The organism is Enterobacter sp. 4974935 (genome assembly GCF_058661735.1).
Map to the genome: position 1 here is coordinate 2690984 of NZ_JBZWGT010000003.1, position 24668 is coordinate 2715651.

A 24668-nucleotide genomic window follows, 5' to 3' on the forward strand; every position below is an offset into this window, starting at 1 on the left:
GCATGAAACGCACCCTAAGTTGGATTGCCGCCGCAGGCATTATGCTTGCTGCCGGAAACCTTCAGGCTGTTGAGGTGGAAGTTCCTGGACTGTTGACCGACCACACTGTCACCTCTGTCGGACACGATTTTTATCGTGCCTTCAGCGATAAGTGGGAAAGCGATTATCCGGGTAATTTAACCATCAACGAACGGCCCAGTGCGCGGTGGGGAAGCTGGATCACAATAACCGCTAATCAGGACGTTATTTACCAGACTTTTTTATTCCCAACGAAAAGAGACTTCGATCAGAACGTCGCTTTCGCACTGGCACAAACCGAAGAAGCTATTAACCGCCTACAGTTAGATAAAGCCCTTTTGAGCACAGGCGATTTAGCAAAAGATGAGTTCTAGCAACGACACCTATTTCGGAGGCTGTAATGCGTCTCGCACACACAGTGATTTCGTTAATGCTCATTGCGCCGTTGAGTTGGGCCGGAAATATGACATTCCAGTTCCGCAACCCTAATTTTGGCGGCAACCCGAATAACGGAGCCTTTATGCTTAACCAGGCGCAGGCTCAAAACTCCTATAAAGACCCCAGCTATGACGATGATTTCGGTATCGAGACCCCGTCAGCTCTGGATAATTTTACTCAGGCCATCCAGTCGCAAATATTAGGTGGCTTATTAACCAACATTAATACCGGAAAACCCGGCCGGATGGTCACTAATGACTTTATCGTCGATATTGCCAATAAAGACGGGCAGCTTCAGTTAAATGTGACGGACCGAAAAACCGGTAAGACGTCGACAATCCAGGTTTCCGGTTTGCAGACCAGTTCAACTGATTTCTAAACACCCCCGAAATAAGGACAATTATTATGCAGCGCTTTTTTATTTTAGTTGCAGTGTGCTTATTAAGCGGTTGTTTAACTGCCCCGCCAAAAGAAGCCGCTAAACCCACCCTAATGCCCCGTGCCCAGAGCTATCGGGACCTGACGCATCTGCCGGGCCCTACCGGGAAGATATTCGTCTCGGTCTATAACATTCAGGATGAGACGGGCCAGTTCAAACCGTATCCGGCCAGTAACTTCTCCACGGCCGTACCGCAGAGCGCCACCGCGATGCTGGTTACCGCCCTGAAAGATTCGCGCTGGTTTATCCCGCTGGAACGCCAGGGGCTGCAAAACCTGCTTAACGAACGAAAGATCATTCGTGCTGCACAGGAGAATGGTACCGTTGGCGTCAATAACCGCATGCCGCTACAGTCTCTCACCGCAGCCAATATCATGGTGGAAGGCTCGATTATCGGCTACGAAAGTAACGTGAAATCGGGCGGCGCGGGTGCCCGTTACTTTGGTATCGGGGCCGACACGCAGTATCAGCTGGATCAGATTGCCGTCAACCTGCGCGTGGTTAACGTAAGCACGGGTGAAATTTTATCCTCCGTGACCACCAGTAAAACGATTCTCTCATATGAAGTGCAGGCGGGGGTATTCCGCTTTATCGACTACCAGCGTTTGCTGGAGGCTGAAATTGGCTATACCTCTAACGAGCCGGTCATGCTGTGTCTGATGTCGGCCATCGAAACCGGGGTGATTTTCCTGATTAATGACGGCATCGATCGCGGCTTGTGGGATCTTCAGAATAAAAGTGACGTGAGTAATGCGGTGCTGGTGAAATACCGTGAGATGACGGTTCCGCCGGAGTCATGATTGGCGGCGTATAAAAAGGCGAGATTTTCGTCTCGCCTTTTTTTTATTTACCTACCACAGGAACGTTCTGGCTCTTCTCGCGTCGGGCTGCAAGCCAGAGACCGCTGTTCTTCATAGCGTAGCCAAACAGTAATCCCAGCATGAGCGAAGGGACCACCAGCTTCCAGTCCCCCTGGCCTGCAAAGGTCGCGCAGGCACCCATGAACGTGCCGGGCACAAAGGACAACAGCAGATGTTTTGCCTGAACGCACATCAGGAAAGCCACAATACCAGTCATGACGTACCCCAGGATTTCCACATGCGGCGCCAGCGCGCTGCCCTTCATAATGATCAGCGCCCAGACCACGCCACTCAGTAACGTGCTGCCTGAAATAAAGAGCCCTTTAAAACCACCCTGCGGACAGGCGAAATAGGCCGTGCAGCCAAGAAAACCGGCCCAGCTCAACAAACCGAGAGATACCGCCACCCAACCCCAGAGGCCGGAGAGGATGCCAGTCGTGATTGCAATACAAAGTAATATGTTCATGGTGCGCATCTTAGCAGATGCGCACCCTAGAAATGAGATCAGAAGCACGTTACGTGCAAGTTGAAATGTATCGTTGCAGGATTTTTGTGATTTAAATCACTCTTCACTCTCTTCTTCCAGCTCATCCCACATGGCAGCGATAGCGTCACGCGTCAGCGGAGCCAGCGTTCTCCAGAACGGAGAGGTGGCGTGGGCTTCAACTTTGCCCAGGAAGGTTCCGACCCACGGCAGCAGATACGTTTCGAACAGGGTTTCAATAGCCTCATTCTCATCATCACCTGCTTTATCTTCAATCCATGAGGCCGCCAGCAACAGGGTACCGATATGATCGGCAGGCATATCCGTCAACGGCATGCCGCGTTCTGAAAGAAACGCCCGAACTTCCGCTTCGGTCGCACCTTCCTGCCAGGCAGAACGATACGGCGACACGCGACACTCTTCCCCCACGAACAGCGCGTTGTAATCCGTTGAAATCTGCTGCATATCGCAATTTTTTTGCAAGCGTTCCAGCAACACATCCTGTTCCAGCGGCCAGCTCTGCGCCAGTTTACCTTCACGAATCAGGGTAAACAGCGGAACCAGCAGCGGATCCTGCGGCTGGCGGTAATATAAGGTGCCCAGCACGCGGCAAAGGATGGAAAACTCATTCATGTTTTTATTCCGTTATTAATTAAAGTTCGGCAAATTCATCAATCGGCGCCATGCCGCGCGACTCAAGGAAGTCGAGCATACGACGCGGCGTGACGTTCAGGATCTGTTCTTCCGGGAAATTCACGTCCCGCAATATTTTCAGGCACTCGCTAAAATCACCCAGCGTGAAGGCCGTGTGTGAATCAGAGCCCAGCGCCACCATTCCGCCTGCGTCACGCACGGCCGCCGCAACGTCGCGGCAGTTGGCCTCACTGCCCTTACGCGAATGCACGAACGAGGAGTTGTTGATCTCCAGCGCCACGCGGTGCTTCGCTGCGGCCTGTGCCACGGCCTGAATATCGATCGGGTATTTCGGATTTCCCGGGTGGCTGATAATGTGCACATTGCCGCTGGCAATGGTGGCAATCATCGCCGCGGTGTTGGTCTCTTTATCCTGGGGCGCAAAGACCGGCTCGTGGAAGCCGGCGAGGATCAGATCTAACGAGGTCAGCATCGGGCCGGTGCAGTCAATTTCACCGTCGGTATTTTTGATGTTCGCTTCGATGCCTCGCAGTATCCCGATACCGTCAACCAGACGTGGCCAGATACGCATATTCACAAAATGCCAGTAGTGCGGCGCATCCGCCATATCCGGACCGTGATCGGTTATCGCAAACAGCTTGATGCCTTTCAGCTTCGCCTGAGCGATATAATCATGGAGGTTACTGTAAGCGTGAGTACTGGCGACGGTGTGCATATGCAGGTCAACGGGATACATCTTTCTCTCCTCTGCGGTTTTTCCAAAGGATAGCAGTTATCAGCGGCGAATATTAGCAAAAACCCGGCGAACGCCGGGTTTCTCTCAGTAGCCTCGCTGTCTGTCGACCTGTCCGGTCACCGCGTTGCCCTTCTCTATTTCGCTGATGGTATGCGAGATATACGCCACGGCCTCCGCCGGGCGCGTCACGGCCGCAATATGGGGCGTCATCGCCACGCGCGGATGTGCCCAAAGCGGGCTGTCTGTCGGCAGCGGTTCGCGGCTATACACATCCAGCATTGCGCCTTTCAGTTTACCGCTATCCAGCGCTTTCAGCAGATCGTCTTCCACAACGTGTACCCCGCGCGCCAGGTTCATTAAGTAGCTATCTTCTGCCAACTGGTTGAGGAGCGTGCCATTGATAATGCCGACCGTTTCCGCCGTATTCGGCAGCAGGTTAATGAGAACGCGTGTCCCTTTCAGGAACGCCGGGAGTTCGTCCGTTCCGGCAAAGCTCTCGACGCCCGGATAATCCTTACGGCTCCGGCTCCAGCAGCGCAGTGGGAAGCCCCACGGGGCGAGCGCTTCGGCGACTTTCGAACCCAGCACACCCGCCCCGAGGATGCCGATGATGAAATCTTCACGCTGATAATCCGGGAGAGGTTCCCAGTGGGATTGCTGTTTAAACGCCTGATAATCGTCGAAGCGGCGGAACCAGTGCAGCACCTGGCTTACGGCGTATTCCTGCATCTGCTCCCCCATACCGGTATCTTCCAGACGAAACAGGGGAATATCTTCCGGCAGCATTTCAGGGTGAGCCTTCAGCTTACTGAGAATGGAATCCACCCCCGCACCAAGAGCAAACACCGCCTTCAAACGGCGTCCCTGAAGCATTTCGACCGGGGGATGCCAGACCAGCGCGTAGTCGGCATGTTCATTATCGCCCTGTTTCCATCCGCGAACGCGTGCGCCAGGCAGTGCCGCCGTGAGCGCCTTAATCCAGTAAGCCGTATCAAAAGTGGGGTGATAGAAGATAATATCCATAGTCATTGCCTTTTAGTGCGCTGTTTTATTTTCATTTTCAACTGGCTTGTCAGCATAACAAATTTCTCGCTAAACCGCGTTGCTGATAAAAGAGGCGCTTTTCGCACATTTCGAAATCAGGTTGCCTGAAGTTTGTCTAAACACGCTAAATTACTGAAAAAGTGGGTTGACGGCAGTACGGCTTTTCCTTACATTAGCGCCCGTCCCGACAACAACGGGATGACAATATGGTGAGGTGTCCGAGTGGCTGAAGGAGCACGCCTGGAAAGTGTGTATACGGCAACGTATCGGGGGTTCGAATCCCCCCCTCACCGCCATATTCAAGACGAGAGCTCGTACGAAAGTACGGGCTTTTTTCTTATATATTCTCCGCAAGGGGGGGATGAGAACCCCCGACCGGGGTTCGACAACTGGCGCAGCCATTTGGACAGACTGTGAGCGTAGCGAACAGGCTGCCCGCAGGGCGAGCGAAGCGAGTCAATCCCCCCCTCACCCTAACCCTCTCCCCGGAGGGGAGAGGGGATAGTTAGGTGCTCGCATTCAGTTGTCCCCTGGAAACGTTACTCCTCCACCATCCGTGCATACTCTTCGGTGAGAAAATCCACCAGCGTCCTGACCGACGGCAGTAAACCGCGCCGGGAAGGATACACCGCATGGATCACTTCCCGTCTGGGTTCCCAGGCATTCAGCACCCGAACAAGCTCACCTGAAGCCAGCTGATCCTTCACCATCAAAATGGGCAACTGTACCACGCCCACGCCCGCCATCGCTGCCTCCCGCAGCGCCAGCATATCGGTAGTCACCAGGCGCGGCGTGAAGTGAATGTCTGCTTTCGCCCCCTCCGGCCCGCTCAGCTCCCATTTATGCAGGTGTTTACCAGCGCCCATACTTAAACCCGGCCATTCGCTGAGTTCAGAGGGCATCGCCGGGTTGCCCATCCGTTCAATCAGTGTCGGCCCGGCAACCAGACAGTGTCCCCTGTCCGCCAGCACCCTTAATACCAAATCGCTGTCATCAAACGGGCGCGGACGAACGCGGATCGCCACATCCACCCCCTCCCCCACCAGATCGACCCGGCGGTTGGTGGCTTCAAGCTGGAGGTTAATTCCCGGATAGCGCGCCATAAACCTCGCCAGCATGGGCCCCACGTGAACGTGCAGTAGGGTTACGGGGCAAGTGATCCTGACCATACCGCGCGGCTCAGCCTGTAAAGCAGCCACCGCCTCCTCCGCAGCTTCAGCCTCCACCAGCATGGCTTTACAGTGCTGAAAGAACGTCTGCCCCACTTCAGTCACCGCAAACTGCCGCGTAGTACGTTGTATCAACCGAACACCCAGGCGTTCTTCCAGCTGCGCAATCCGACGGCTCAGTTTCGACTTTGGCTGATCGAGCGCCCGCCCCGCCGCCGCAAAGCCGCCATGCTCCACCACCTTCACAAACCATACGAAATCATTGAGATCCTGCATACGCCCCCATTGTTCCATTTACGGAACAGTGAATGTCATTTTTGCTATCTACCGGGATATTAACCCTGAATATAAGCTAATTACATCAACAGGACATCAGGAGTTAATCATGAAAAACGTAACAGGCGTGTATACCGCACCTCGTCCGCACTGGGTCGGTGATGGTTTTCCGGTTCGTTCGATGTTTTCTTACCAGACGCACGGCGAACCGCTGAGCCCGTTCCTGCTGCTTGACTACGCCGGACCACATACCTTCCCGGCGGATGGCGCAAAACGCGGCGTGGGCGAGCATCCTCATCGCGGTTTTGAAACGGTGACCATCGTCTACTCAGGCGAAGTTGAGCACCGTGATTCCACCGGCAGAGGCGGCGTTATTGGTCCAGGCGATGTGCAGTGGATGACGGCAGGCGCAGGCATTTTGCACGAGGAGTTCCACTCCAGCGCGTTCTCGCAGAAAGGCGGTGAACTGAAAATGATGCAGCTGTGGGTCAACCTGCCCGCCAAAGACAAAATGGCGACGCCTGGCTACCAGAGCATCACTCAGGCGGATATCCCGGTGGTCACCCTGCCGGATAACAGCGGAACAATGCGCGTGATTGCTGGCCGCTTTGGAGAGGTAACCGGCCCGGCGCATACCTTCTCACCGCTTAACGTATGGGATCTCGCGCTGCACCAGGGCAGCCACCTGACGCTCAATCAGCCCGAAGGCTGGAGCACGGCGCTGGTTGTTGTTGAGGGCAGCGTGACAGTGAACGGCACCACGCCTGCGGGTGAGGCGCAGCTGGTCGTGCTGAGTCAGAGCGGCGACAAGCTGCATCTCGAAGCCAGCAGCGATGCCAAAGTGTTGCTGATGGCCGGGGAGCCACTGAATGAACCCATCGTGGGCTATGGCCCGTTTGTGATGAACAGTAAAACCGAAATCGCCGAAGCTATTCGCGATTTCAACTCCGGCCGCTTTGGCCAAATCTAAACGTAATAAAGGAGCGCATTATGTCTACCCCTGCAAACTTCAACGGTGCACGTCCCGTTATTGACGTCAATGATGCCGTTATGCTGCTTATCGATCACCAGAGCGGATTGTTCCAGACTGTTGGAGACATGCCAATGCCTGAGCTGCGCGCTCGTGCAGCAGCGCTGGCAAAGATCGCCTCGCTGGCGAAGATCCCGGTGATCACCACGGCGTCGGTTCCACAGGGACCGAACGGCCCGCTTATCCCGGAGATCCACGCCAATGCGCCGCACGCACAGTATGTGGCACGCAAGGGTGAGATCAACGCCTGGGATAATCCTGAGTTCGTGGCGGCGGTGAAAGCCACCGGACGCAAAACGCTGATTATCGCGGGGACGATTACCAGCGTTTGCATGGCCTTCCCGTCCATCAGCGCGGTGGCGGACGGATATAAAGTGTTTGCGGTGATTGATGCCTCCGGCACCTACAGCAAAATGGCGCAAGAGATCACCCTGGCGCGCGTGGTGCAGGCAGGCGTGGTACCGATGGACACAGCGGCAGTGGCCTCAGAGATCCAGCGCACGTGGAACCGTGAAGATGCGGGAGAATGGGCAGAGGTGTACACACACATCTTCCCTGCCTACCAGCTGCTGATCGAAAGTTACAGCAAAGCGCAGGACGTTGTGAAAAACAGCGAAGTGCTCGATTCGCAGCGTTGATCCTGCGCGGTGCGCCATAAGCTGATTAAGGCTTAACCGAACAGGCACGAATGCAGAAAATCTGCTTGACCGCTTTCGCGCAACTCCCTATAGTAGCGCCCCGTTGCCCCCCAAGCGGTCAGGCAGCAAAACAATATGGTGAGGTGTCCGAGTGGCTGAAGGAGCACGCCTGGAAAGTGTGTATACGGCAACGTATCGGGGGTTCGAATCCCCCCCTCACCGCCATATTTAAGATGAGAGCTCGTACGAAAGTACGGGCTTTTTTCTTTTATATTCTCCGAAAAGGGGGGGATGAGAACCCCCGACTGGGGTTCGACAACTGGCGGCAGCCAGTTGGACAGACTGAGAGCATAGCGAACAGGCTGCCCGCAGGGCGAGCGAAGCGAGTCAATCCCCCCCTCACCGCCATATTTTAAGAAGAGCTCGCATGAAAATGCGGGCTTTTTTTTCGCATGTTGCACGTCTGCGGGGGGATGAGAACCCCCGACCGGGGTTCGACAACTGGCGCAGCCAGTTGGACAGACTGATAGCGAAGCGAGTCAATCCCCGCCGGTGCGGGTGATACCGCCTCACCCATAAAAAAAGCCCGCGCATAAGCACGGGCCCGTTTTAAACTATTCCTCAGTTATTCAACTTCCCCGCCGGCTGCTTTCCTTCAGGAGAAGAAACCTGCCCCGGCAATCCCCCCTCTTCATCTCTGCGCTCCCCCAGCCAGTAATCCGCATTTTTAATCCCAAGCCGAACCGGATCAAACTGTGGATCAATTCCCTGCGCATTCTGGGTTTCATAATCCTTCAGGCTGGCAAAGGCTTTTTTATGCAAGAGGACAATGGCAATAATGTTGAGCCAGGCCATCAGCCCTACCCCGATATCCCCTAATCCCCATGCCAGATCCGCGGTGCGGATTGTGCCATATACCGTGGAAGCCATCAGACATAATTTAAGCAGGAATGTCAGCCACGGACGGTGAATTTTACGGTTGATGTAGGCGATATTGGTTTCAGCGATATAGTAATAGGCAATGATGGTGGTGAAGGCAAAGAAGAATAGCGCGATGGCGACAAAGTAATTACCAAAGCCCGGCATCATACTTTCCATCGCTGTCTGCACATAGCCAGGACCCGCCGCCACGCCTGCAATACCGGTATAAAGGGCTGCGCCGTCGACGCCCTGAACATTATAAAGCCCGGTGATCAACAGCATAAACCCGGTCGCGGAGCAGACAAACAGCGTGTCGATATATACGGAGAACGCCTGAACCAGCCCTTGTTTCACCGGATGACTTACGGCTGCTGCCGAGGAGGCATGTGGCCCGGTGCCCTGCGCCGCCTCGTTGGAATAGACACCGCGTTTAACGCCCCACATGATAGCCTGGCCCAGAATAGCGCCAAATCCCGCTTCAAGGCCAAAAGCACTTTTCCAGATCAGCAGGATAACAGCAGGCAGTTTTTCAATATTGATCGCGATAATAACGCAGGCAACAATAATATAGCCGAGCGCCATAAACGGAACGACCATACTGCTAAAGCTGGCGATCCTTTTTACACCACCGAAAATAATGAAGCTTAACAGTACAGCCAGTATTGCCGCCGTAACGTTTGGGTTAAGACCGAAGGCAATATCCAGGCTGGCGGCAATTGAGTTTGCCTGTACGCCCGGAAGTAATAAACCGCAGGAGAAAATGGTCACAATAGCAAATAACCATGCGTACCACTTCACCCCCAACCCTTTTTCAATATAAAAGGCAGGTCCCCCACGATATTCGCCGTTAATTTTTTCTTTATAAACCTGACCTAACGTGGATTCAACAAAAGCAGAGCTGGCGCCTAAAAATGCCACTACCCACATCCAGAAAAGCGCACCGGGGCCACCAAAGGTAATGGCGGTCGCCACACCGGCGATATTCCCTGTCCCTACGCGGCCCGCCAGCGTCATCGTCAACGCCTGAAACGATGATACGCCGGCATCGGTAGCCCCGCCCTGAAACATCAGGGTAATCATATGTTTTATATGACGTAATTGCAGAAAACGACTACGCAGTGAGAAATAGAGACCGACACCCAGACATAAAAATATTAACGCAGGGCTCCAGATAACACCATTAATTGCACTAACCAGTTCGTTCATGTATGACCCTCAGCGTGATGTTCCAGAGGAAACGATCCCCTGGTGTGTTTCTTCTTAGAATTTAATTTGAACAAGTACGAAACATAGATAATTACCCAAAAGACACCAACTTAATTTTTACTGCTTAGTCATGTTCTGTGACAACATTCACGTTTAATTTTCACCTAACAATTAGCGCGATCATTATATTCACAGGTATTTTGTGGGTATTGTAAATACATATCACATTTTTTCTAACTGTATAAAAAGCGTTCACAGCAAATTAACAGTAATATTATTATTACCGCAAAACGGTGCGTAAATCCCGTTGAATGCTATAGGAAATAAATATGATTTAAAAAAAGCCATGCGAACAGAGGGAATAAAAGAAGCTTCCCGGCATGACGCCGGGAAGAAATGACTTAAAATGCGAAATGATCTTAGTCGGAGTATACTTCCAGCGTTCGTTGACACAGCGCTGAGCGGACGCAGTCCTCTTTTGTGAAGCGGACCACCCCTATCATCTCATCTTCTTCAAAACGTGACATGGCATCGCTCAGGCCGGACTTCACGCCCGACGGCAGGTCACACTGGGTAATATCGCCGTTGACGATAACCGTCACGTTCTCCCCGAGGCGCGTTAAAAACATCTTCATTTGCGCAGCGGTCACGTTCTGAGCCTCGTCAAGAATAACGACCGCATTTTCAAATGTACGTCCGCGCATATAGGCGAACGGCGCGATTTCCACCTTGCCAATCTCTGGTCGCAGGCAGTACTGCATAAAGGAAGCGCCCAACCGCTTCACCAGCACGTCATAGACGGGCCTGAAGTACGGGGCAAACTTCTCAGAAATATCGCCAGGCAGGAAGCCCAGATCTTCATCCGCTTGCAGTACCGGACGGGTAACGATGATCCTTTCCACGTCCTTATGAATCAGCGCCTCCGCCGCTTTGGCGGCACTGATCCAGGTTTTCCCGCATCCGGCTTCCCCGGTTGCAAAGATGAGCTGTTTACTCTCGATAGCATTCAGGTAGTGCGCCTGAGCTTCATTCCGCGCCACTATTGGCGATGCATCGCGGCTGTCCCGCGCCATGCCAATGGATTCTACGCCGCTCATCTGCACAAGCGAGGTGACCGATTCTTCTTCACGCTGTTTATGGCTACGTGAATCCCGTCTCAGCACACGTTTTGCTTCGCGACGAGCTTTGATCACTGCTTTCTGTCTTCCCATGGATAGCACCTTGAGTTGTTGGTATTCATCACACGCGCCAGCATCGGCACGATTATGCGCACGAACATCAGAGGGTTGGCTTCCTTGTAAGCCATTGCTTGCATTACCGGATGACGATACAGAACGGCTACGCGCACCGTTATGCACGTCGGTAGAAATCGTATTTAGAGGTGGAGGGGAGAATTTTGTGGTGAGGAAATCGCTGCCGGAGTCTGAGCCTCCGCGCCGGGTGCTGCGGTTGATGTGTTTACCTTGTCCAGTACAGGACGCAACCATTCGCGATCTCCATAGTGAGTCAATATCACTGCCGGGAACTACCGCTGTCTTATCTTAAGTACATCAGGAATTATCATAAATGCAACATTTATTTTACCTAGATGCAACCTTTAAGACTGCTCCTGCAGCGGAATCAGTCTCATATATGAATATTACAGAAATATAACAACAAGATAGTCATATGGAAATATAATGTCCCCGCGAACTGTCGCAGGGACGATTATCAGGCTTCTATCAGACCCTGAGCGAGCCAGGTCTTCGCGTCACGCGCGCCGGGCAGGGCAAAGAAATAGCCGCCGCCGATGGGCTTGATGTACTCCTCCAGCGCTTCGCCGTTGAGCCGCTTCTGCACGGTGAGGAACCCTTTCTCCAGATCGTGCTGATAGCAGACAAACAGCAGTCCCATATCAAGCTGACCGGAATTGGTCACCCCCAACGAGTAGCTGTAGCCCCTGCGCATCATCAGGCTGGACTGGGTCTCTTTGGTGCGAGGATTGGCGAGACGAATATGGCTGTCCAGCGCGATAACATCTCCGTTCGGATCGCGGGCGTAGTCGGGTTCATCGTGCTCGTGCTTCATGCCGAGCGGTGCGCCGGTTTGCTTATCGCGGCCGAAGATCGTCTGCTGCTCTTTCAGCGGCGTGCGGTCCCAGAACTCCACGTGGAACTGAATGATACGCACCGCCTGATAGCTGCCACCCACCGCCCAGGCCGGTTCGCCCTGATCCGCCGTCACCCAGACCACGTTTTTCATCAACACGGTATTGCTGCTGTCCGGGTTGGCGGTACCGTCTTTGAAGCCCAGCAGGTTGACTGGCGTCTCTTTCCCTTTACTGCGCGCGGCGTGGTCAGAGATAAAACCTTCCCGCTTCCAGCGCACGCTGAGCAGATCCGGGGTGTGCTTGATGATATCGCGCAGGGCGTGGATCACCGTATCCTGGGTATTGGCGCAGATCTGCAACAGCAGATCGCCGTGGCACAGCGCCGCGTCGAGAGAGTCATTCGGGAATCGCGTCATTTTTTGCAGCGCTTTCGGCTTCTGCTTCGCCAGACCGTAGCGATCATCAAACAGCGATTCCCCCACCGACACGGTGATGGTCAGATTATCGGGAGCGATAAACGCCCCGAGGATCCCGGAATCCATCGGCGGCAGGCGCGGATTCGGTGTTTCCGGTGCCGGACCGCCCGCCGTAAGGAAGGCAATGCGCGTGGTCAACAGCCTGAACAGACGCTCAAGGTCAGCCTTATCACTCGCCAGCGAATCGAAAGCCACCAGCATCATCGAGGCCTGCTGCGGCGTCAGGATTCCTGCCTGGTGCTCACCATAAAATGGCTGCGTTTCCATACGCGCATCCGGGGAGAGCGTGCCGGGGGCGCTTTGTGGTTTTGCCGCATGCGCCACCGGACAGCCGCCCGCCAGGGCAAACGCGCCGCCCAGCGCCCCTACCCCTTTTAACAACCGACGTCGGGAAGGTTCCGCCACGTCGTACTCATCATGCTTATTCATCGCTTAGTCCAGACCCAGAACGCCACGCAGCAGGGAGAGATCTTCCGCCAGCGTCGTAATCGGGCCTTTCAGCGCGTTACGGTCAGCATCGGTCAGCTTGTCGTAGGTTTCGAACCCGTCTTTGGTACGGTATTTCGCCAGGATGGCGTCAACTTTCTTAAAGTTGGCATCCACTTTCGCCAGCAGTTCGCCGTTCTCTTTTTGCAGCTGAGGCCGCAGCAGATCGACAATTTTCTGTGCGCCGTCGACGTTTGCCTGGAAGTCCCACAGGTCGGTGTGGCTGTAGCGATCTTCTTCGCCGCTGATTTTGCTCGCGGCCACTTCTTCAATCAGACCCGCAGCACCACCCACCACTTTCGACGGCGGGAAGGCCAGCTCGCTGATGCGTTTTTGCAGCTCCAGCACGTCGCTGTTGAGCTGATCGGCGTATTTCTCCATCCCTTTGGTGGAGCTATCGCCAAACAGGGCTTTTTCCAGGCGGTGGAAGCCGGTGAATTTCGGATCGGCGGCCTTCTGCTCGTAGTCATCTTCGCGGGCGTCAATGCTGCCATCGAGGTCAGAGAACAGCTCGGCAATCGGCTCGATGCGCTCGTAGTGCTGACGTGTAGGCGCATACAGAGATTTCGCTTTTTCGATATCGCCCGCTTTCACCGCGTCGGTAAAGGCTTTGGTGCCTGCCACCAGGTCAGCCGTCTCTTTGGTGACGTAGGCTTTATAGGCGGTAATGGCGTCGCCGAGGCTCAGCAGCGCGGTGCCTTTGGCCGCGTCCGCCGTCGCTGCGCCTTTGACGATCAGCTTACCTTTCGGGTTAGTCAGCAGGCCGCAGGTCATGTCATATTCCCCCGGCTGAAGATTAGCGGTCATTTTCTGGCTGAAGCCAGGCGCGATATTTTCACGCTCTTCTACCACCATCACACCTTTCAGGATCTCCCACTCCAGCGCCTTCTGGCTGTGGTTCTGAATAATAAACTGGGTTTTACCGCTGTTAACCGTGATGGTCATCGGCTCGCACTGTTTATCGTTGACGGTGACTTTTACCTGCGGAATATCTGCTGCCTGAGCGGCGAAGGCAGACGCGAACAGCGCTGCCACACCAACCTGTAACGCGCTACGACGGAATTGAATAGCCATGTCTCTTCCCTTTAAAGTATGTTGTAACTAAACAAAGCGCTTCACGGCGCAGTACGCGACGGCTGAGCGCTGGGGCGCGATGGCATGAAGAACAGCACCAGCGCCGGAATAAGATAGATAAAGTACATCGCCACCTCGCTGACGCTCGGCGTTTCCTGATAACCGAAGATACCTTCAAGGAGCGTGCCGGTCAGTGAGTGGGTGGAGAGAACGTTACTAAGATCAAACGCCACGTCCTGGAAGTGGTTCCACAGGCCCGCTTCATGGAAGGCGCGGATCGCCCCTGCCGCCAGCCCCGCGGCCACCAGCAAAATAAACAGGCTGGTCCACTTGAAGAACGCGCCCAGGTTAAGACGAATGCCGCCCCAGTAGAGCAGGAAGCCAAGCACAACCGCCGTGGCCAGCCCAAGCATCGCGCCCAGCGGCGGCCAGATGCCCACGTCCTGCTGAAAAGCCGCGAGCAGGAAGAACACTGACTCCAGGCCTTCACGCGCCACGGCGAAAAAAACCATCATGATCAGCGCCCAGCCGTGTTGGTTGCCTTTTTGCAGGGCGTTATCCACCGCCTGCTCCAGCTGTACCTTCACGTTACGGGAGACCTTGCGCATCCAGAATACCATCCAGGTGAGGATCACCACCGCTATTACGGCAACAATGCCTTCAAAAAGCTCTTGCTCTTTCTGAGGAAATTCACCGGTGGTTTCGTTGATAAGAATACCCAGCCCCAGGCAAAGCGCCGCGGCCAGGAAGACGCCAACCCACATCACGCCGATCCAGCGTCCACGCTGGGTGCGCTTCAGATAACTGGCGATAAGGCTAACAATCAGGGCCGCTTCAAGGCCTTCACGTAACATAATGAGAAAAGGAACAAACATGCAGACACCTTAAATGTTTATCGCGGTCAACTGATGCAAAGAAAGGTAAATTCTTGTGATAGTGATTATCATTACGGCTACAAGAAAAACAAGCGAAATATGTGGAGTTTTGATGACCAGATGTAAACGCATTGCGGAATAATAATTGCCTGAGTAACCGTTGCGTTTATAAGGTATAACGAAAATGCCCATTTACGGTTAACCGGGGCTGTGGCTAAATGTCCGCCTCGAAAACCAACTGAAAATAAACCATGTTTAAAATTGTCCATTTCCTGCTGGCGCTGGTGATTATTCTTGCGCTTGCCTGGCTGGTGAGTTTCGACCGCCGAAAAATTCGCATTCGTTTCGTTTTACAGCTGATCGTGATTGAAATCGCGCTGGCATTCTTTTTTCTGCATGCAGAAAGCGGCCTGTTCATTATTAAACATGTCTCCGGTTTCTTTGAATCACTGCTTAAATTCGCTGCCGAAGGGACGAATTTTGTCTTTGGCGGGATGGGTGAAAAAGGGCTGGCGTTCATTTTCCTTGGCGTGCTCTGCCCCATTATTTTTATCTCGGCGCTGATTGGTATTCTGCAGCACTGGCGTATTCTGCCGCTCTTTATTCGGGTTATCGGGACGCTGCTGTCAAAACTGAACGGCATGGGCAAGCTGGAATCCTTTAACGCGGTGAGCTCACTGATACTCGGTCAGTCTGAAAACTTCATTGCCTACAAGGGCGTGTTGGGCGATCTCTCCTCACGCCGCCTGTTTACGATGGCTGCAACGGCGATGTCGACGGTTTCGCTGTCGATTGTCGGTGCCTATATGACCATGCTCGACGCCAGATTTGTCGTCGCGGCACTGATCCTGAACATGTTCAGCACCTTTATTATCCTTTCGGTCATTAACCCGGCCCGCCCGGAAGCCGAACCCGATATCAAACTGGAAAAGCTGCATGAATCCCAGAGCTTCTTTGAAATGCTGGGCGAATATATTCTGGCCGGGTTTAAGGTGGCGATGATTATTCTGGCGATGCTGATTGGCTTTATCGCCCTTATTAGCGCCGTTAATGCCCTCTTCTCCAGCGTATTTGGCCTGAGCTTCCAGCAGATTCTGGGTTACGTGTTTTATCCGCTGGCGTGGCTTATTGGTATTCCGCTGAGCGATGCCTTAAGCGCGGGCAGTATTATGGCAACCAAACTGGTGGCGAATGAATTTGTGGCGATGATCGAGCTGCAAAAAATAGCCCATCAAATGTCCCCGCGCGGTCTGGGTATTTTGTCCGTGTTCCTGGTGTCGTTCGCTAACTTCGCCTCGATTGGCATTGTAGCGGGGGCAATAAAAGGCCTGAACGAGCAACAGGGTAACGTGGTGTCGCGGTTTGGTCTGCGCCTGGTATACGGTGCGACGCTGGTGAGCCTGCTGTCGGCGAGCTTTGCGGGGTTGGTGCTCTGATGCAATGCCGGGTGGCGCTTCGCTTACCCGGCCTACAAAACAACAGCGGCGGGAATTCCCGCCGTTCTCATTAAAACTGCACGCACACCGGCTGGTCGACCCGCATTACCGATTCCTGCGCGAAACGAGACTTATAGATCCCGCGCAACGCTTCGATGTTCTTCTCGCTCTGCGCGTCTTTACCATGGATGAGCATTAACGCTTTGCTGGGTTCACGCGCCACTTTTCCGTCGTTGCCCAGCCACTGACCGCGGGCATCAAACACCGTTAAGCCATCGCGAAAGCGCGGCGTCACGTCCTGGTCGACAAACTGCTGCCATTCGTTGCCTGTAATTTGCGCCCCGGCAGGACGGTTTAAGCCGAAATAGAGCGTGGTTTGCTGCATCTGATTTTCTGCTTTGCAGGTTTCCACCGCCGCATGCTGCGCGGGTGCGTTACAGCCCGCCAGCATCACGAATGCTGCCACCATTAGCCCTGTTTTAATTCTCATTGATGAAGACTCACGTAGGTGAAAGGACTATCCCCTCTCCCCACCGGGGAGAGGGTTAGGGTGAGAAGGAAATTACTCAGCCTGGAGCTTAGACGGCGGCGCTGAGTGGTAATGCGCATCCGCTTCCGCAAAGCGCTTCTGCATAGATGCAGACGGCGCTTTACCCAGCAGGCTAAACACCACAATACCGAGGCTGCCGAAGATGAAACCCGGGATAATTTCGTACAGGCCCAGCCACGCGAACTGTTTCCAGACGATAACGGTAACCGCACCGATGATCATCCCCGCCAGCGCGCCGTTGCGGGTCATGCGTGACCACAGAACGGAGAATAGCACCACCGGACCAAATGCGGCGCCAAAGCCCGCCCACGCGTAGCTCACCAGCCCCAGCACGCGGTTTTCCGGGTTAGCCGCCAGCGCAATCGCCACCAGCGCCACCAGCAGCACCATAAAACGCCCTACCCACACTAACTCTTTCTGGCTCGCGCCCTTACGCAGGAACGCTTTGTAGAGGTCTTCGGTGATGGCACTGGAGCACACCAGCAGCTGACAGCTCAGGGTGGACATGACTGCCGCCAGGATCGCGGAGAGCAGGATACCGGCAATCCACGGGTTGAACAGGATCTGCGCCAGCTCGATGAACACGCGCTCGGCGTTCTGGTTCACCGCGCCCGCCTGCGCCGGATTGTTGTTGAAGTAGGCGATACCGAAGAAACCGACCGCGCACGCCCCCGCCAGACACAGGATCATCCACGTCATGCTGATGCGACGCGCGTGAACGATGGTGTGGTGAGAATCCGCCGCCATAAAGCGCGCCAGAATGTGCGGCTGACCGAAGTAGCCCAGGCCCCAGCCCATCAGGGAGACGATGGCCACGAAGTTCAGCCCTTTCAGCATATCGACGTTTTCGATGCTCTTCTGCTTGATCACTTCCAGCGATTCACCAAAGCCGCCGACGGTAAAAATCACAATTATCGGGGTCAGGATCAGGGCGAAAATCATCAGACTCGCCTGCACGGTATCGGTCCAGCTTACCGCCAGGAATCCGCCCACGAAGGTATAGAGGATGGTCGCGGCCGCACCGGCCCACAGCGCCGTTTCATAGCTCATGCCGAAGGTGCTTTCGAACAGACGCGCGCCCGCCACAATGCCGGAGGCACAGTAGATGGTGAAGAACAGCAGGATCACCACCGCAGAGATAATACGCAATATGCGGCTGTTATCTTCAAAGCGTCCGGTGAAGTAATCCGGCAGCGTCAGGGCGTTGTTGTTGGCTTCGGTATGCACACGCAGACGGCCTGCTACCAGCTTCCAGTTAATCCACGCGCCAACGGTCAGGCCGATGGCGATCCAGCTTTCGGAGATACCGGAGATGAAAATCGCGCCCGGCAGCCCCATCAGCAGCCAGCCGCTCATGTCGGATGCGCCCGCTGAGAGTGCGGTGACCATCGGGCCCAAGCTGCGCCCGCCGAGGATGTAGTCGTCAAAGTTTTTAGTGGAACGCCATGCCAAAAACCCTATCAGGATCATGCCAAAAATATAAACGAGAAATGTCACCAGCATCGGTGTGCTAATAGCCATTCAAATTCTCCAAAATGTCGAGCGACAGCCGTCCGGGCTGCCTTGTTATGTCATCACCGGAACGTAGTGATGTGTGTATGTGTTTCCGTTGGGCGCGCTATCCTGCCGTATACGCATCCCACTGACAAACGATTTAACACTGCATTTACATGAATTTCATCCCTGGTTTTATACGTCTTTCCTATAGGTTGCACTCGCTCACGCTTTTATGGGTTGCACCTTTAAAAAGTGTTAAGCACCGCATAAAAACTGGGCTCAGAAACCGCCGCGCGTTCTTTTTCACAGCTAACTAATCGTTAACAATCCATTCATTTTCCAGCTTGCAGACCAGGTCACATTTAACACGGTTGCACAAAGTTGCAACATGGTGGATATTTCACGCTATCAACAGAACGCTATTACAGAACAACAGGAGTTTTGGCATGGGGATGACCACCATGGGGGTTAAGCTGGATGACGCTACCCGCGAACGGATTAAAACCGCTGCGACCCGTATCGACCGCACGCCGCACTGGTTAATCAAGCAGGCGATTTTTAACTATCTGGAAAGACTGGAGAGTGAAGAAGGTCTGCCGGAGCTGCCTGCACTGCTGGCGGGCGCTGCGAACGAAGGCGAAGAGGCCGCGACGGCCGCTGATGAGAACCACCAGCCGTTCCTGGAATTTGCCGAGCAGATCCTGCCGCAGTCCGTCAGCCGCGCCGCCATTACCGGCGCCTATCGCCGTGCCGAAACCGACGCCGTGCCGATGCTGCTAGAGCAGGCGCGCCTGCCGGAAGCCGTTGCCGCTCAGGCGCACAGCCTGGCGTATCAGCTCGCCGACAAGCTGCGTAATCAGAAAACCGCCAGCGGACGCGCCGGTATGGTGCAGGGTCTGTTGCAGGAGTTCTCCCTCTCCTCGCAGGAAGGCGTGGCGCTGATGTGTCTGGCGGAAGCGCTGCTGCGTATCCCAGATAAAGCCACCCGCGATGCCCTGATCCGCGACAAAATCAGCAACGGCAACTGGCACTCCCACATTGGCCGCAGCCCGTCCCTGTTTGTGAACGCCGCCACCTGGGGCCTGCTGTTTACTGGCAAGCTGGTCTCCACCCATAACGAAGCCAACCTGTCGCGCTCCCTGAACCGTATTATCGGCAAGAGCGGCGAGCCGCTGATCCGCAAGGGCGTGGACATGGCGATGCGCCTGATGGGCGAGCAGTTCGTCACCGGGGAAACCATTGCCGAAGCGCTGGCGAACGCCCGCAAGCTGGAAGACAAAGGCTTCCGCTACTCCTACGACATGCTGGGCGAAGCGGCGCTGACCGCCGCCGACGCGCAGGCCTACATGGTCTCTTACCAGCAGGCGATCCACGCCATCGGTAAAGCGTCCAACGGTCGCGGTATTTATGAAGGGCCAGGCATCTCTATCAAGCTTTCCGCCCTGCACCCGCGCTACAGCCGCGCGCAGTACGACCGGGTGATGGAAGAACTCTACCCGCGCCTGAAGTCCCTGACCCTGCTGGCGCGCCAGTATGACATCGGCATCAACATCGACGCCGAAGAGGCGGATCGTCTGGAGATCTCCCTCGATCTGCTGGAAAAACTGTGCTTCGAGCCGGAGCTGGCGGGCTGGAACGGGATTGGTTTCGTTATCCAGGCCTACCAGAAACGCTGCCCGTTCGTCATTGACTACCTGATTGACCTGGCCAGCCGCAGCCGTCGCCGCCTGATGATCCGTCTGGTGAAGGGTGCCTACTGGGACAGCGAAATCAAACGCGCCCAGATGGAAGGACTGGAAGGCTATCCGGTCTATACCCGCAAGGTCTACACCGACGTCTCTTACCTCGCCTGCGCGAAAAAACTGCTCGGCGTGCCGAACCTGATTTATCCGCAGTTCGCCACCCACAACGCCCACACCCTGGCGGCGATCTACAGCCTGGCGGGTCAGAACTACTATCCGGGCCAGTACGAGTTCCAGTGTCTGCACGGCATGGGTGAACCGCTGTACGAGCAGGTGACCGGTAAAGTGGCCGACGGCAAGCTGAACCGTCCGTGCCGTATTTATGCCCCGGTAGGTACTCACGAAACCCTGCTGGCCTACCTGGTGCGTCGTCTGCTGGAGAACGGGGCGAACACCTCCTTCGTTAACCGCATCGCCGACACCACCCTGCCGCTGGACGAACTGGTGGCCGATCCGGTACAGGCCGTAGAGAAGATGGCGGCGCAGGAAGGCCAGATTGGTCTTCCACATCCGAAGATTGCCCTGCCGCGCGAGCTGTATGGTGCAGGCCGCGTCAACTCGGCGGGTCTGGATCTCGCCAACGAACACCGTCTGGCGTCGCTCTCTTCTGCCCTGCTTAACAGCGCATTGCAGAAGTGGCAGGCCAAACCGATCCTTGAGCAGTCCGTTGAAGACGGTGAAATGCAGCCGGTGATCAACCCGGCAGAGCCGAAGGATATCGTCGGCTACGTGCGCGAAGCCACAGAAGCGGAAGTGGATCAGGCTTTGGAGAGCGCGGTGAACAACGCGCCAATCTGGTTTGCCACCCCGCCGCAGGAGCGTGCCGCCATTCTGGAACGCGCGGCGGTGCTGATGGAAGATCAGATGCAGCAGCTTATCGGCATTCTGGTGCGTGAAGCGGGTAAAACCTTCAGCAACGCCATCGCCGAAGTGCGTGAGGCGGTCGACTTCCTGCACTACTACGCCGGTCAGGTGCGTGATGATTTCGACAACGAAACGCACCGTCCGCTCGGCCCGGTGGTCTGTATCAGCCCGTGGAACTTCCCGCTGGCAATCTTCACCGGCCAGATTGCCGCGGCCCTTGCCGCAGGCAACAGCGTGCTGGCAAAACCGGCAGAGCAGACTCCGCTGATTGCCGCTCAGGGCATCAACATTCTGCTGGAAGCGGGCGTACCGGCGGGCGTGGTGCAGCTGTTGCCGGGGCGCGGTGAAACGGTGGGTGCCAAACTGACCTCCGATAACCGCGTGCGCGGCGTGATGTTTACCGGTTCGACCGAAGTAGCCTCCCTGCTGCAACGCAACATCGCCACCCGTCTGGATGCGCAGGGCCGTCCAACGCCGCTGATCGCTGAAACCGGCGGCATGAACGCCATGATCGTGGACTCCTCCGCGCTCACTGAGCAGGTCGTCGTTGACGTGCTGGCCTCTGCCTTCGACAGCGCGGGTCAACGCTGTTCCGCCCTGCGCGTGCTGTGCTTACAGGATGACGTGGCTGACCACACGCTGAAGATGTTGCGCGGTGCGATGGCGGAATGCCGCATGGGCAACCCGGGCCGCCTCACCACCGATATCGGGCCGGTGATCGACGCGGAAGCCAAAGCCAACATCGAAAACCACATTCAGACCATGCGTACCAAAGGCCGTCCGGTGTTCCAGGCGGTGCGTGAGAACAGTGAAGATGCCCGCGAGTGGCAGACCGGCACCTTCGTGCCGCCAACGCTGATTGAGCTGGCAAGCTTCGACGAGCTGAAAAAAGAGGTCTTCGGCCCGGTACTGCACGTTGTGCGCTACAACCGTAACAACCTCAACGAGCTGATCGATCAGATCAACGCCTCGGGTTACGGCCTGACGCTCGGCGTGCATACCCGTATCGACGAAACCATTGCCCAGGTGACCGGCAATGCTAAAGTCGGCAACCTGTACGTCAACCGTAATATGGTCGGCGCAGTCGTGGGCGTGCAGCCGTTCGGCGGCGAAGGCCTCTCCGGCACCGGCCCGAAAGCGGGCGGTCCGCTCTATCTGTACCGCCTGCTGGCAAACCGTCCGGAAAATGCGCTGGGCGTGACGCTGGCGCGTCAGGACGCGGACTATCCGGTGGATGCGCAGGTGAAAGCCGTGCTGACCCAGCCGCTGGAGGCGCTGATTAAGTGGGCAGAAAACCGCCCTGAACTGCGTGCAATTGCGCAGCAGTACGGCGAGCTGGCGCAGGCCGGTACCCAGCGCCTGCTGCCGGGTCCAACCGGTGAGCGCAACACCTGGACGCTGATGCCGCGCGAGCGTGTGCTGTGCATGGCGGATGACGAGCAGGATGCGCTGGTGCAGCTGGCAGCCGCTACAGCAACGGGCTGTGAGGTGCTGTGGCCGGAAGATGCGCTGCATCGCGACCTCGCCAAACAGTTGCCAAAAGCGGTCTCGGCTCGCATTCGCTTTGCGAAGGCCGATGCCCTGCTGACCCAGCCGTTTGACGCGGTGATCTACCACGGTGATTCCGACCAGCTGCGCGAACTGTGTGAGCAGGTTGCGGCCCGCAGCGGTGCCATCGTTTCCGTGCAGGGCTTTGCGCGCGGGGAAACCAACCTGCTGCTGGAGCGTCTGTACGTGGAGCGCTCGCTCAGCGTCAACACCGCGGCGGCAGGCGGTAACGCCAGCCTGATGACAATCGGTTAATCGTGTAAACTTTCCCCGGTGACGCTACGCTTACCGGGGCTACAAAATCACCGTAGGCCGGATAAGCGCAGCGCATCCGGCTTTTTTACACGGAGGGAATGATGAAAAGAGTATTTCTCGCAGGCGCAGCACTGCTGCTCAGCGCCAGTGCGCTTGCCGACGAGTGCGACAAAGCGACCACCCAGCTTGAACTGAACACCTGTAGCGCGCAGCAGTACCAGGCCGCCGATAAAAAGCTCAACGAGACCTATCAGGCCGCCATCAAACGTGCGGCTGCGCCTCAGCGCGATCTGCTGAAAAAGGCGCAGCAGGCGTGGATCAGCCTGCGCGACGCGGACTGTGCGTTTATCGGTTCGGGTACGGAAGGCGGGAGCGTTCAGCCAATGATTGTGAACCAGTGTCTGGCGGAAAAAACCGTGGAGCGCGAAGCGTTTCTGGCCACGCTGATGCAGTGTGAAGAGGGCGACTTAAGCTGTCCCCTCCCGCCGGGCTGACGCGGCACTGAACTATTCCCTCTCCCACAGGGCTGAGGGTTCCCCACAAATTAATGCGAGCACTGAGCAATCCCCTCGCCCCTCCGGGGAGAGGGTTAGGGTGAGGGGAACATACGGCGGTGGTGGTCATTCCGTTCACTTTATGTTCCTTGCTACTCTGTAACGACGTGACCGGTGAACGTGCCAGGGTGGCTCAGTCGCCACCACCCTGGCGACCCGGGCTCCCGGCGGTAAATCGCCGCTTCGCGGTGCCCTCGGCTTATTCCTTCCGGCTTATCGGGTACGGGCGGAGGCAACGTCCCTGTAAAGCCGCCCTCTCGGCGCATCCCTGCGCCTCGCCCCGGCCGGAAGGCAAACGCCTCAGCGATTTACAGCCGGACCAGGGCATCGCTGACAGCCCTCAGTCATTTAGAAAGCAACTTTATTGCTTCTGCATAAAAAAATTACTGGGGATCCCTCAGCCCACAGGGAGAGGGTTAGGGTGAGGGAAATTAGCGCACACGGATCCCTTCGATAATCATCCGCTGCACGTTTTCCAGGGTGCTCTGGAAAAACGCCTCGTCCTGGAGCGTTTTACCGGTTACCGCCTCGACCTGGGCCGCGAAGTCAGCGTAGTGCTGGGTTGAGGCCCAAATCATGAAAATCAGATGCTGCGGATCGACGGGCGCCAGTTTTCCGCTGGCGACCCATCCGGCAATAATGGCCGATTTTTCGTCCACCAGCTGCTTTAGATCTCCCGTCAGCTCCGCCTGCAACAGCGGCGCGCCCTGTAACATCTCCAGACAAAACAGCCTCGATGCCTGGGGATAATCACGCGATACCTCCAGCTTCAGGCGTATGTACTCCTCTATCGCAACCAGCGGGGCCAGCTCTTCGCGAAATGCTTTAAGCGGTGCGAGCCAGATATCCAGGATCTGCTGCATCACCGCCACATATAGCGCCTCTTTCGACGGGTAGTAGTAGAGCAGATTGGTCTTGGACACCCCGGCCTGCTCCGCCACCTGCTCAAGGCGTGTACCGTGAATACCAAACTGCGAAAATGTCTCCAGCGCGGCGCTGAGGATCGCCTGTTTCTTGGCGCTCACCGCCTGCGAACGTTTACCGGGTGTTTTCACTGCGCCTTGTGTCATTTTCGCTCTCCATTTTCTGTCCTGCGCTCAGCATAGCAAAACCCCCGTCTCGCCACGACCTTCTGCACCCTCAGCGCGCATGAGTGCCTGTTTTCTGTGCAATGATTTTGACCACTTAGTCCACATTTTCGCTGTTAAATTTAACAACCACCGGTTAACATCCTAATAACAAAGTATTTTTCAAAACTGGCACTCCCTTTGCAAAAACGTCGTGACACCTGCGACGTAATGAAGAGAGG

Annotated in this window: 21 protein-coding genes, 2 tRNA genes and 2 other RNA genes; 12 read left to right on the plus strand and 13 right to left on the minus strand. The window is 55.8% G+C overall.

Annotation, left to right across the window (positions count from 1 at the left end):
* Positions 1-2: 2 nt before the first annotated feature.
* From csgE to csgG, 3 genes are read left to right on the plus strand one after another with little or no spacing between them, the layout of a single operon-like run.
* Entirely contained in the window at positions 3-392 is a 390-nt protein-coding gene (gene csgE, locus AC4OVS_RS14250) for a curli production assembly/transport protein CsgE (protein ID WP_003858052.1), read from the plus strand.
* Between the two features lie 26 nt (positions 393-418).
* The gene (gene csgF, locus AC4OVS_RS14255) at positions 419-835 is read left to right on the plus strand and encodes a curli production assembly/transport protein CsgF (RefSeq protein ID WP_003858054.1); all 417 of its coding nucleotides are present in this window, start codon (positions 419-421) and stop codon (positions 833-835) included.
* Positions 836-861: 26 nt separating this feature from the next.
* A complete protein-coding gene (gene csgG, locus AC4OVS_RS14260; RefSeq protein ID WP_491922515.1) occupies positions 862-1695 on the plus strand; it encodes a curli production assembly/transport protein CsgG in 834 nt (277 codons plus the stop codon).
* 43 nt (positions 1696-1738) lie between these two features.
* Here the strand turns inward: csgG and AC4OVS_RS14265 are convergent, their stop codons facing one another.
* The 4 genes from AC4OVS_RS14265 to ghrA all read right to left on the minus strand — a co-directional run bounded on the left by AC4OVS_RS14265 (position 1739) and on the right by ghrA (position 4652).
* The gene (locus AC4OVS_RS14265) at positions 1739-2221 is read right to left on the minus strand and encodes a DUF1097 domain-containing protein (RefSeq protein ID WP_072200882.1); all 483 of its coding nucleotides are present in this window, start codon (positions 2219-2221) and stop codon (positions 1739-1741) included.
* 96 nt (positions 2222-2317) lie between these two features.
* Positions 2318-2872: a TorD/DmsD family molecular chaperone gene (locus AC4OVS_RS14270; protein ID WP_491922516.1), complete on the minus strand. Its 555-nt coding sequence runs from the start codon at positions 2870-2872 to the stop codon at positions 2318-2320.
* Between the two features lie 19 nt (positions 2873-2891).
* The gene (locus AC4OVS_RS14275; protein ID WP_491922517.1) at positions 2892-3629 is read right to left on the minus strand and encodes a phosphatase; all 738 of its coding nucleotides are present in this window, start codon (positions 3627-3629) and stop codon (positions 2892-2894) included.
* A gap of 84 nt (positions 3630-3713) precedes the next feature.
* A complete protein-coding gene (gene ghrA, locus AC4OVS_RS14280) occupies positions 3714-4652 on the minus strand; it encodes a glyoxylate/hydroxypyruvate reductase GhrA (protein ID WP_491922518.1) in 939 nt (312 codons plus the stop codon).
* A gap of 229 nt (positions 4653-4881) precedes the next feature.
* Here ghrA and AC4OVS_RS14285 point away from each other — a divergent pair.
* Together AC4OVS_RS14285 and AC4OVS_RS14290 are read left to right on the plus strand one after the other, a co-directional pair.
* Positions 4882-4969: transfer RNA gene (locus AC4OVS_RS14285), tRNA-Ser, on the plus strand.
* Between the two features lie 44 nt (positions 4970-5013).
* A non-coding RNA gene (locus AC4OVS_RS14290) (RtT sRNA) lies at positions 5014-5150 on the plus strand.
* Positions 5151-5212: 62 nt separating this feature from the next.
* Here AC4OVS_RS14290 and AC4OVS_RS14295 read toward each other — a convergent pair.
* Complete coding sequence (locus tag AC4OVS_RS14295) at positions 5213-6118, minus strand: LysR family transcriptional regulator (RefSeq protein WP_058646886.1); 906 nt, start codon at positions 6116-6118, stop codon at positions 5213-5215.
* 109 nt (positions 6119-6227) lie between these two features.
* Here AC4OVS_RS14295 and AC4OVS_RS14300 point away from each other — a divergent pair, with 109 nt between their 5' ends.
* From AC4OVS_RS14300 to AC4OVS_RS14315, 4 genes are all read left to right on the plus strand, one after another.
* Positions 6228-7088 (plus strand): pirin family protein, encoded by an 861-nt coding sequence (locus AC4OVS_RS14300; RefSeq protein WP_022647694.1) that lies wholly within the window; start codon positions 6228-6230, stop codon positions 7086-7088.
* 20 nt (positions 7089-7108) lie between these two features.
* Positions 7109-7786, plus strand: coding sequence for an isochorismatase family protein (locus AC4OVS_RS14305; protein ID WP_003858068.1), 678 nt, complete (start codon positions 7109-7111; stop codon positions 7784-7786).
* A 137-nt stretch (positions 7787-7923) separates the two neighbouring features.
* Positions 7924-8011, plus strand: a tRNA-Ser gene (locus AC4OVS_RS14310).
* 45 nt (positions 8012-8056) lie between these two features.
* Positions 8057-8194, plus strand: a non-coding RNA gene (locus tag AC4OVS_RS14315) — RtT sRNA.
* Between the two features lie 213 nt (positions 8195-8407).
* Here the strand turns inward: AC4OVS_RS14315 and AC4OVS_RS14320 are convergent.
* The 5 genes from AC4OVS_RS14320 to efeU form a co-directional block, all read right to left on the minus strand.
* Positions 8408-9913, minus strand: coding sequence for an alanine/glycine:cation symporter family protein (locus AC4OVS_RS14320; protein WP_022647693.1), 1506 nt, complete (start codon positions 9911-9913; stop codon positions 8408-8410).
* A 419-nt stretch (positions 9914-10332) separates the two neighbouring features.
* On the minus strand, positions 10333-11124 hold the full coding sequence (gene phoH, locus AC4OVS_RS14325; RefSeq protein ID WP_017384762.1) for a phosphate starvation-inducible protein PhoH: 792 nt from the start codon (positions 11122-11124) through the stop codon (positions 10333-10335).
* Positions 11125-11623: 499 nt separating this feature from the next.
* Positions 11624-12907, minus strand: a complete 1284-nt coding sequence (efeB, locus tag AC4OVS_RS14330) for an iron uptake transporter deferrochelatase/peroxidase subunit (RefSeq protein WP_023305843.1) — start codon at positions 12905-12907, stop codon at positions 11624-11626.
* Between the two features lie 3 nt (positions 12908-12910).
* Complete coding sequence (gene efeO, locus AC4OVS_RS14335; protein ID WP_022647690.1) at positions 12911-14038, minus strand: iron uptake system protein EfeO; 1128 nt, start codon at positions 14036-14038, stop codon at positions 12911-12913.
* A gap of 41 nt (positions 14039-14079) precedes the next feature.
* Entirely contained in the window at positions 14080-14913 is an 834-nt protein-coding gene (efeU, locus tag AC4OVS_RS14340) for an iron uptake transporter permease EfeU (RefSeq protein WP_032624499.1), read from the minus strand.
* A 251-nt stretch (positions 14914-15164) separates the two neighbouring features.
* On the opposite strand from efeU, the gene AC4OVS_RS14345 reads away from it, so the two are divergent.
* Positions 15165-16349, plus strand: coding sequence for a NupC/NupG family nucleoside CNT transporter (locus tag AC4OVS_RS14345; protein WP_491922519.1), 1185 nt, complete (start codon positions 15165-15167; stop codon positions 16347-16349).
* 70 nt (positions 16350-16419) lie between these two features.
* On the opposite strand, the gene AC4OVS_RS14350 is transcribed toward AC4OVS_RS14345, so the two are convergent.
* Together AC4OVS_RS14350 and putP are read right to left on the minus strand one after the other, a co-directional pair.
* Entirely contained in the window at positions 16420-16839 is a 420-nt protein-coding gene (locus AC4OVS_RS14350; protein WP_023305840.1) for a DUF3574 domain-containing protein, read from the minus strand.
* Between the two features lie 72 nt (positions 16840-16911).
* Positions 16912-18420 carry a sodium/proline symporter PutP gene (gene putP, locus AC4OVS_RS14355; protein WP_022647686.1) on the minus strand — a complete coding sequence of 503 codons (1509 nt, stop codon included), beginning with the start codon at positions 18418-18420 and terminating at the stop codon, positions 16912-16914.
* Between the two features lie 422 nt (positions 18421-18842).
* Between putP and putA the strand changes: the two genes are divergently transcribed.
* Both putA and AC4OVS_RS14365 read left to right on the plus strand, forming a co-directional pair.
* Entirely contained in the window at positions 18843-22805 is a 3963-nt protein-coding gene (gene putA / locus AC4OVS_RS14360; protein WP_023299767.1) for a trifunctional transcriptional regulator/proline dehydrogenase/L-glutamate gamma-semialdehyde dehydrogenase, read from the plus strand.
* A gap of 101 nt (positions 22806-22906) precedes the next feature.
* Entirely contained in the window at positions 22907-23299 is a 393-nt protein-coding gene (locus AC4OVS_RS14365) for a lysozyme inhibitor LprI family protein (RefSeq protein WP_069596430.1), read from the plus strand.
* Positions 23300-23790: 491 nt separating this feature from the next.
* On the opposite strand, the gene rutR is transcribed toward AC4OVS_RS14365, so the two are convergent.
* Complete coding sequence (gene rutR / locus AC4OVS_RS14370; RefSeq protein ID WP_022647683.1) at positions 23791-24429, minus strand: HTH-type transcriptional regulator RutR; 639 nt, start codon at positions 24427-24429, stop codon at positions 23791-23793.
* Positions 24430-24668: the final 239 nt, after the last annotated feature.

What these genes read in the sequence shown, in the direction of transcription:
- AC4OVS_RS14320 (WP_022647693.1), bottom strand. Translation starts at nt 9,913, where the DNA reads ATGAACGAACTGGTTAGTGCAATTAATGGTGTTATCTGGAGCCCTGCG.
- AC4OVS_RS14295 (WP_058646886.1), bottom strand. Translation starts at nt 6,118, where the DNA reads ATGCAGGATCTCAATGATTTCGTATGGTTTGTGAAGGTGGTGGAGCAT.
- AC4OVS_RS14305 (WP_003858068.1), top strand. Translation starts at nt 7,109, where the DNA reads ATGTCTACCCCTGCAAACTTCAACGGTGCACGTCCCGTTATTGACGTC.
- AC4OVS_RS14365 (WP_069596430.1), top strand. Translation starts at nt 22,907, where the DNA reads ATGAAAAGAGTATTTCTCGCAGGCGCAGCACTGCTGCTCAGCGCCAGT.
- putP (WP_022647686.1), bottom strand. Translation starts at nt 18,420, where the DNA reads ATGGCTATTAGCACACCGATGCTGGTGACATTTCTCGTTTATATTTTT.
- csgE (WP_003858052.1), top strand. Translation starts at nt 3, where the DNA reads ATGAAACGCACCCTAAGTTGGATTGCCGCCGCAGGCATTATGCTTGCT.
- ghrA (WP_491922518.1), bottom strand. Translation starts at nt 4,652, where the DNA reads ATGGATATTATCTTCTATCACCCCACTTTTGATACGGCTTACTGGATT.
- efeU (WP_032624499.1), bottom strand. Translation starts at nt 14,913, where the DNA reads ATGTTTGTTCCTTTTCTCATTATGTTACGTGAAGGCCTTGAAGCGGCC.
- csgF (WP_003858054.1), top strand. Translation starts at nt 419, where the DNA reads ATGCGTCTCGCACACACAGTGATTTCGTTAATGCTCATTGCGCCGTTG.
- rutR (WP_022647683.1), bottom strand. Translation starts at nt 24,429, where the DNA reads ATGACACAAGGCGCAGTGAAAACACCCGGTAAACGTTCGCAGGCGGTG.
- AC4OVS_RS14265 (WP_072200882.1), bottom strand. Translation starts at nt 2,221, where the DNA reads ATGAACATATTACTTTGTATTGCAATCACGACTGGCATCCTCTCCGGC.
- efeO (WP_022647690.1), bottom strand. Translation starts at nt 14,038, where the DNA reads ATGGCTATTCAATTCCGTCGTAGCGCGTTACAGGTTGGTGTGGCAGCG.
- putA (WP_023299767.1), top strand. Translation starts at nt 18,843, where the DNA reads ATGGGGATGACCACCATGGGGGTTAAGCTGGATGACGCTACCCGCGAA.
- AC4OVS_RS14350 (WP_023305840.1), bottom strand. Translation starts at nt 16,839, where the DNA reads ATGAGAATTAAAACAGGGCTAATGGTGGCAGCATTCGTGATGCTGGCG.
- csgG (WP_491922515.1), top strand. Translation starts at nt 862, where the DNA reads ATGCAGCGCTTTTTTATTTTAGTTGCAGTGTGCTTATTAAGCGGTTGT.
- efeB (WP_023305843.1), bottom strand. Translation starts at nt 12,907, where the DNA reads ATGAATAAGCATGATGAGTACGACGTGGCGGAACCTTCCCGACGTCGG.
- AC4OVS_RS14300 (WP_022647694.1), top strand. Translation starts at nt 6,228, where the DNA reads ATGAAAAACGTAACAGGCGTGTATACCGCACCTCGTCCGCACTGGGTC.
- AC4OVS_RS14345 (WP_491922519.1), top strand. Translation starts at nt 15,165, where the DNA reads ATGTTTAAAATTGTCCATTTCCTGCTGGCGCTGGTGATTATTCTTGCG.
- AC4OVS_RS14270 (WP_491922516.1), bottom strand. Translation starts at nt 2,872, where the DNA reads ATGAATGAGTTTTCCATCCTTTGCCGCGTGCTGGGCACCTTATATTAC.
- phoH (WP_017384762.1), bottom strand. Translation starts at nt 11,124, where the DNA reads ATGGGAAGACAGAAAGCAGTGATCAAAGCTCGTCGCGAAGCAAAACGT.
- AC4OVS_RS14275 (WP_491922517.1), bottom strand. Translation starts at nt 3,629, where the DNA reads ATGTATCCCGTTGACCTGCATATGCACACCGTCGCCAGTACTCACGCT.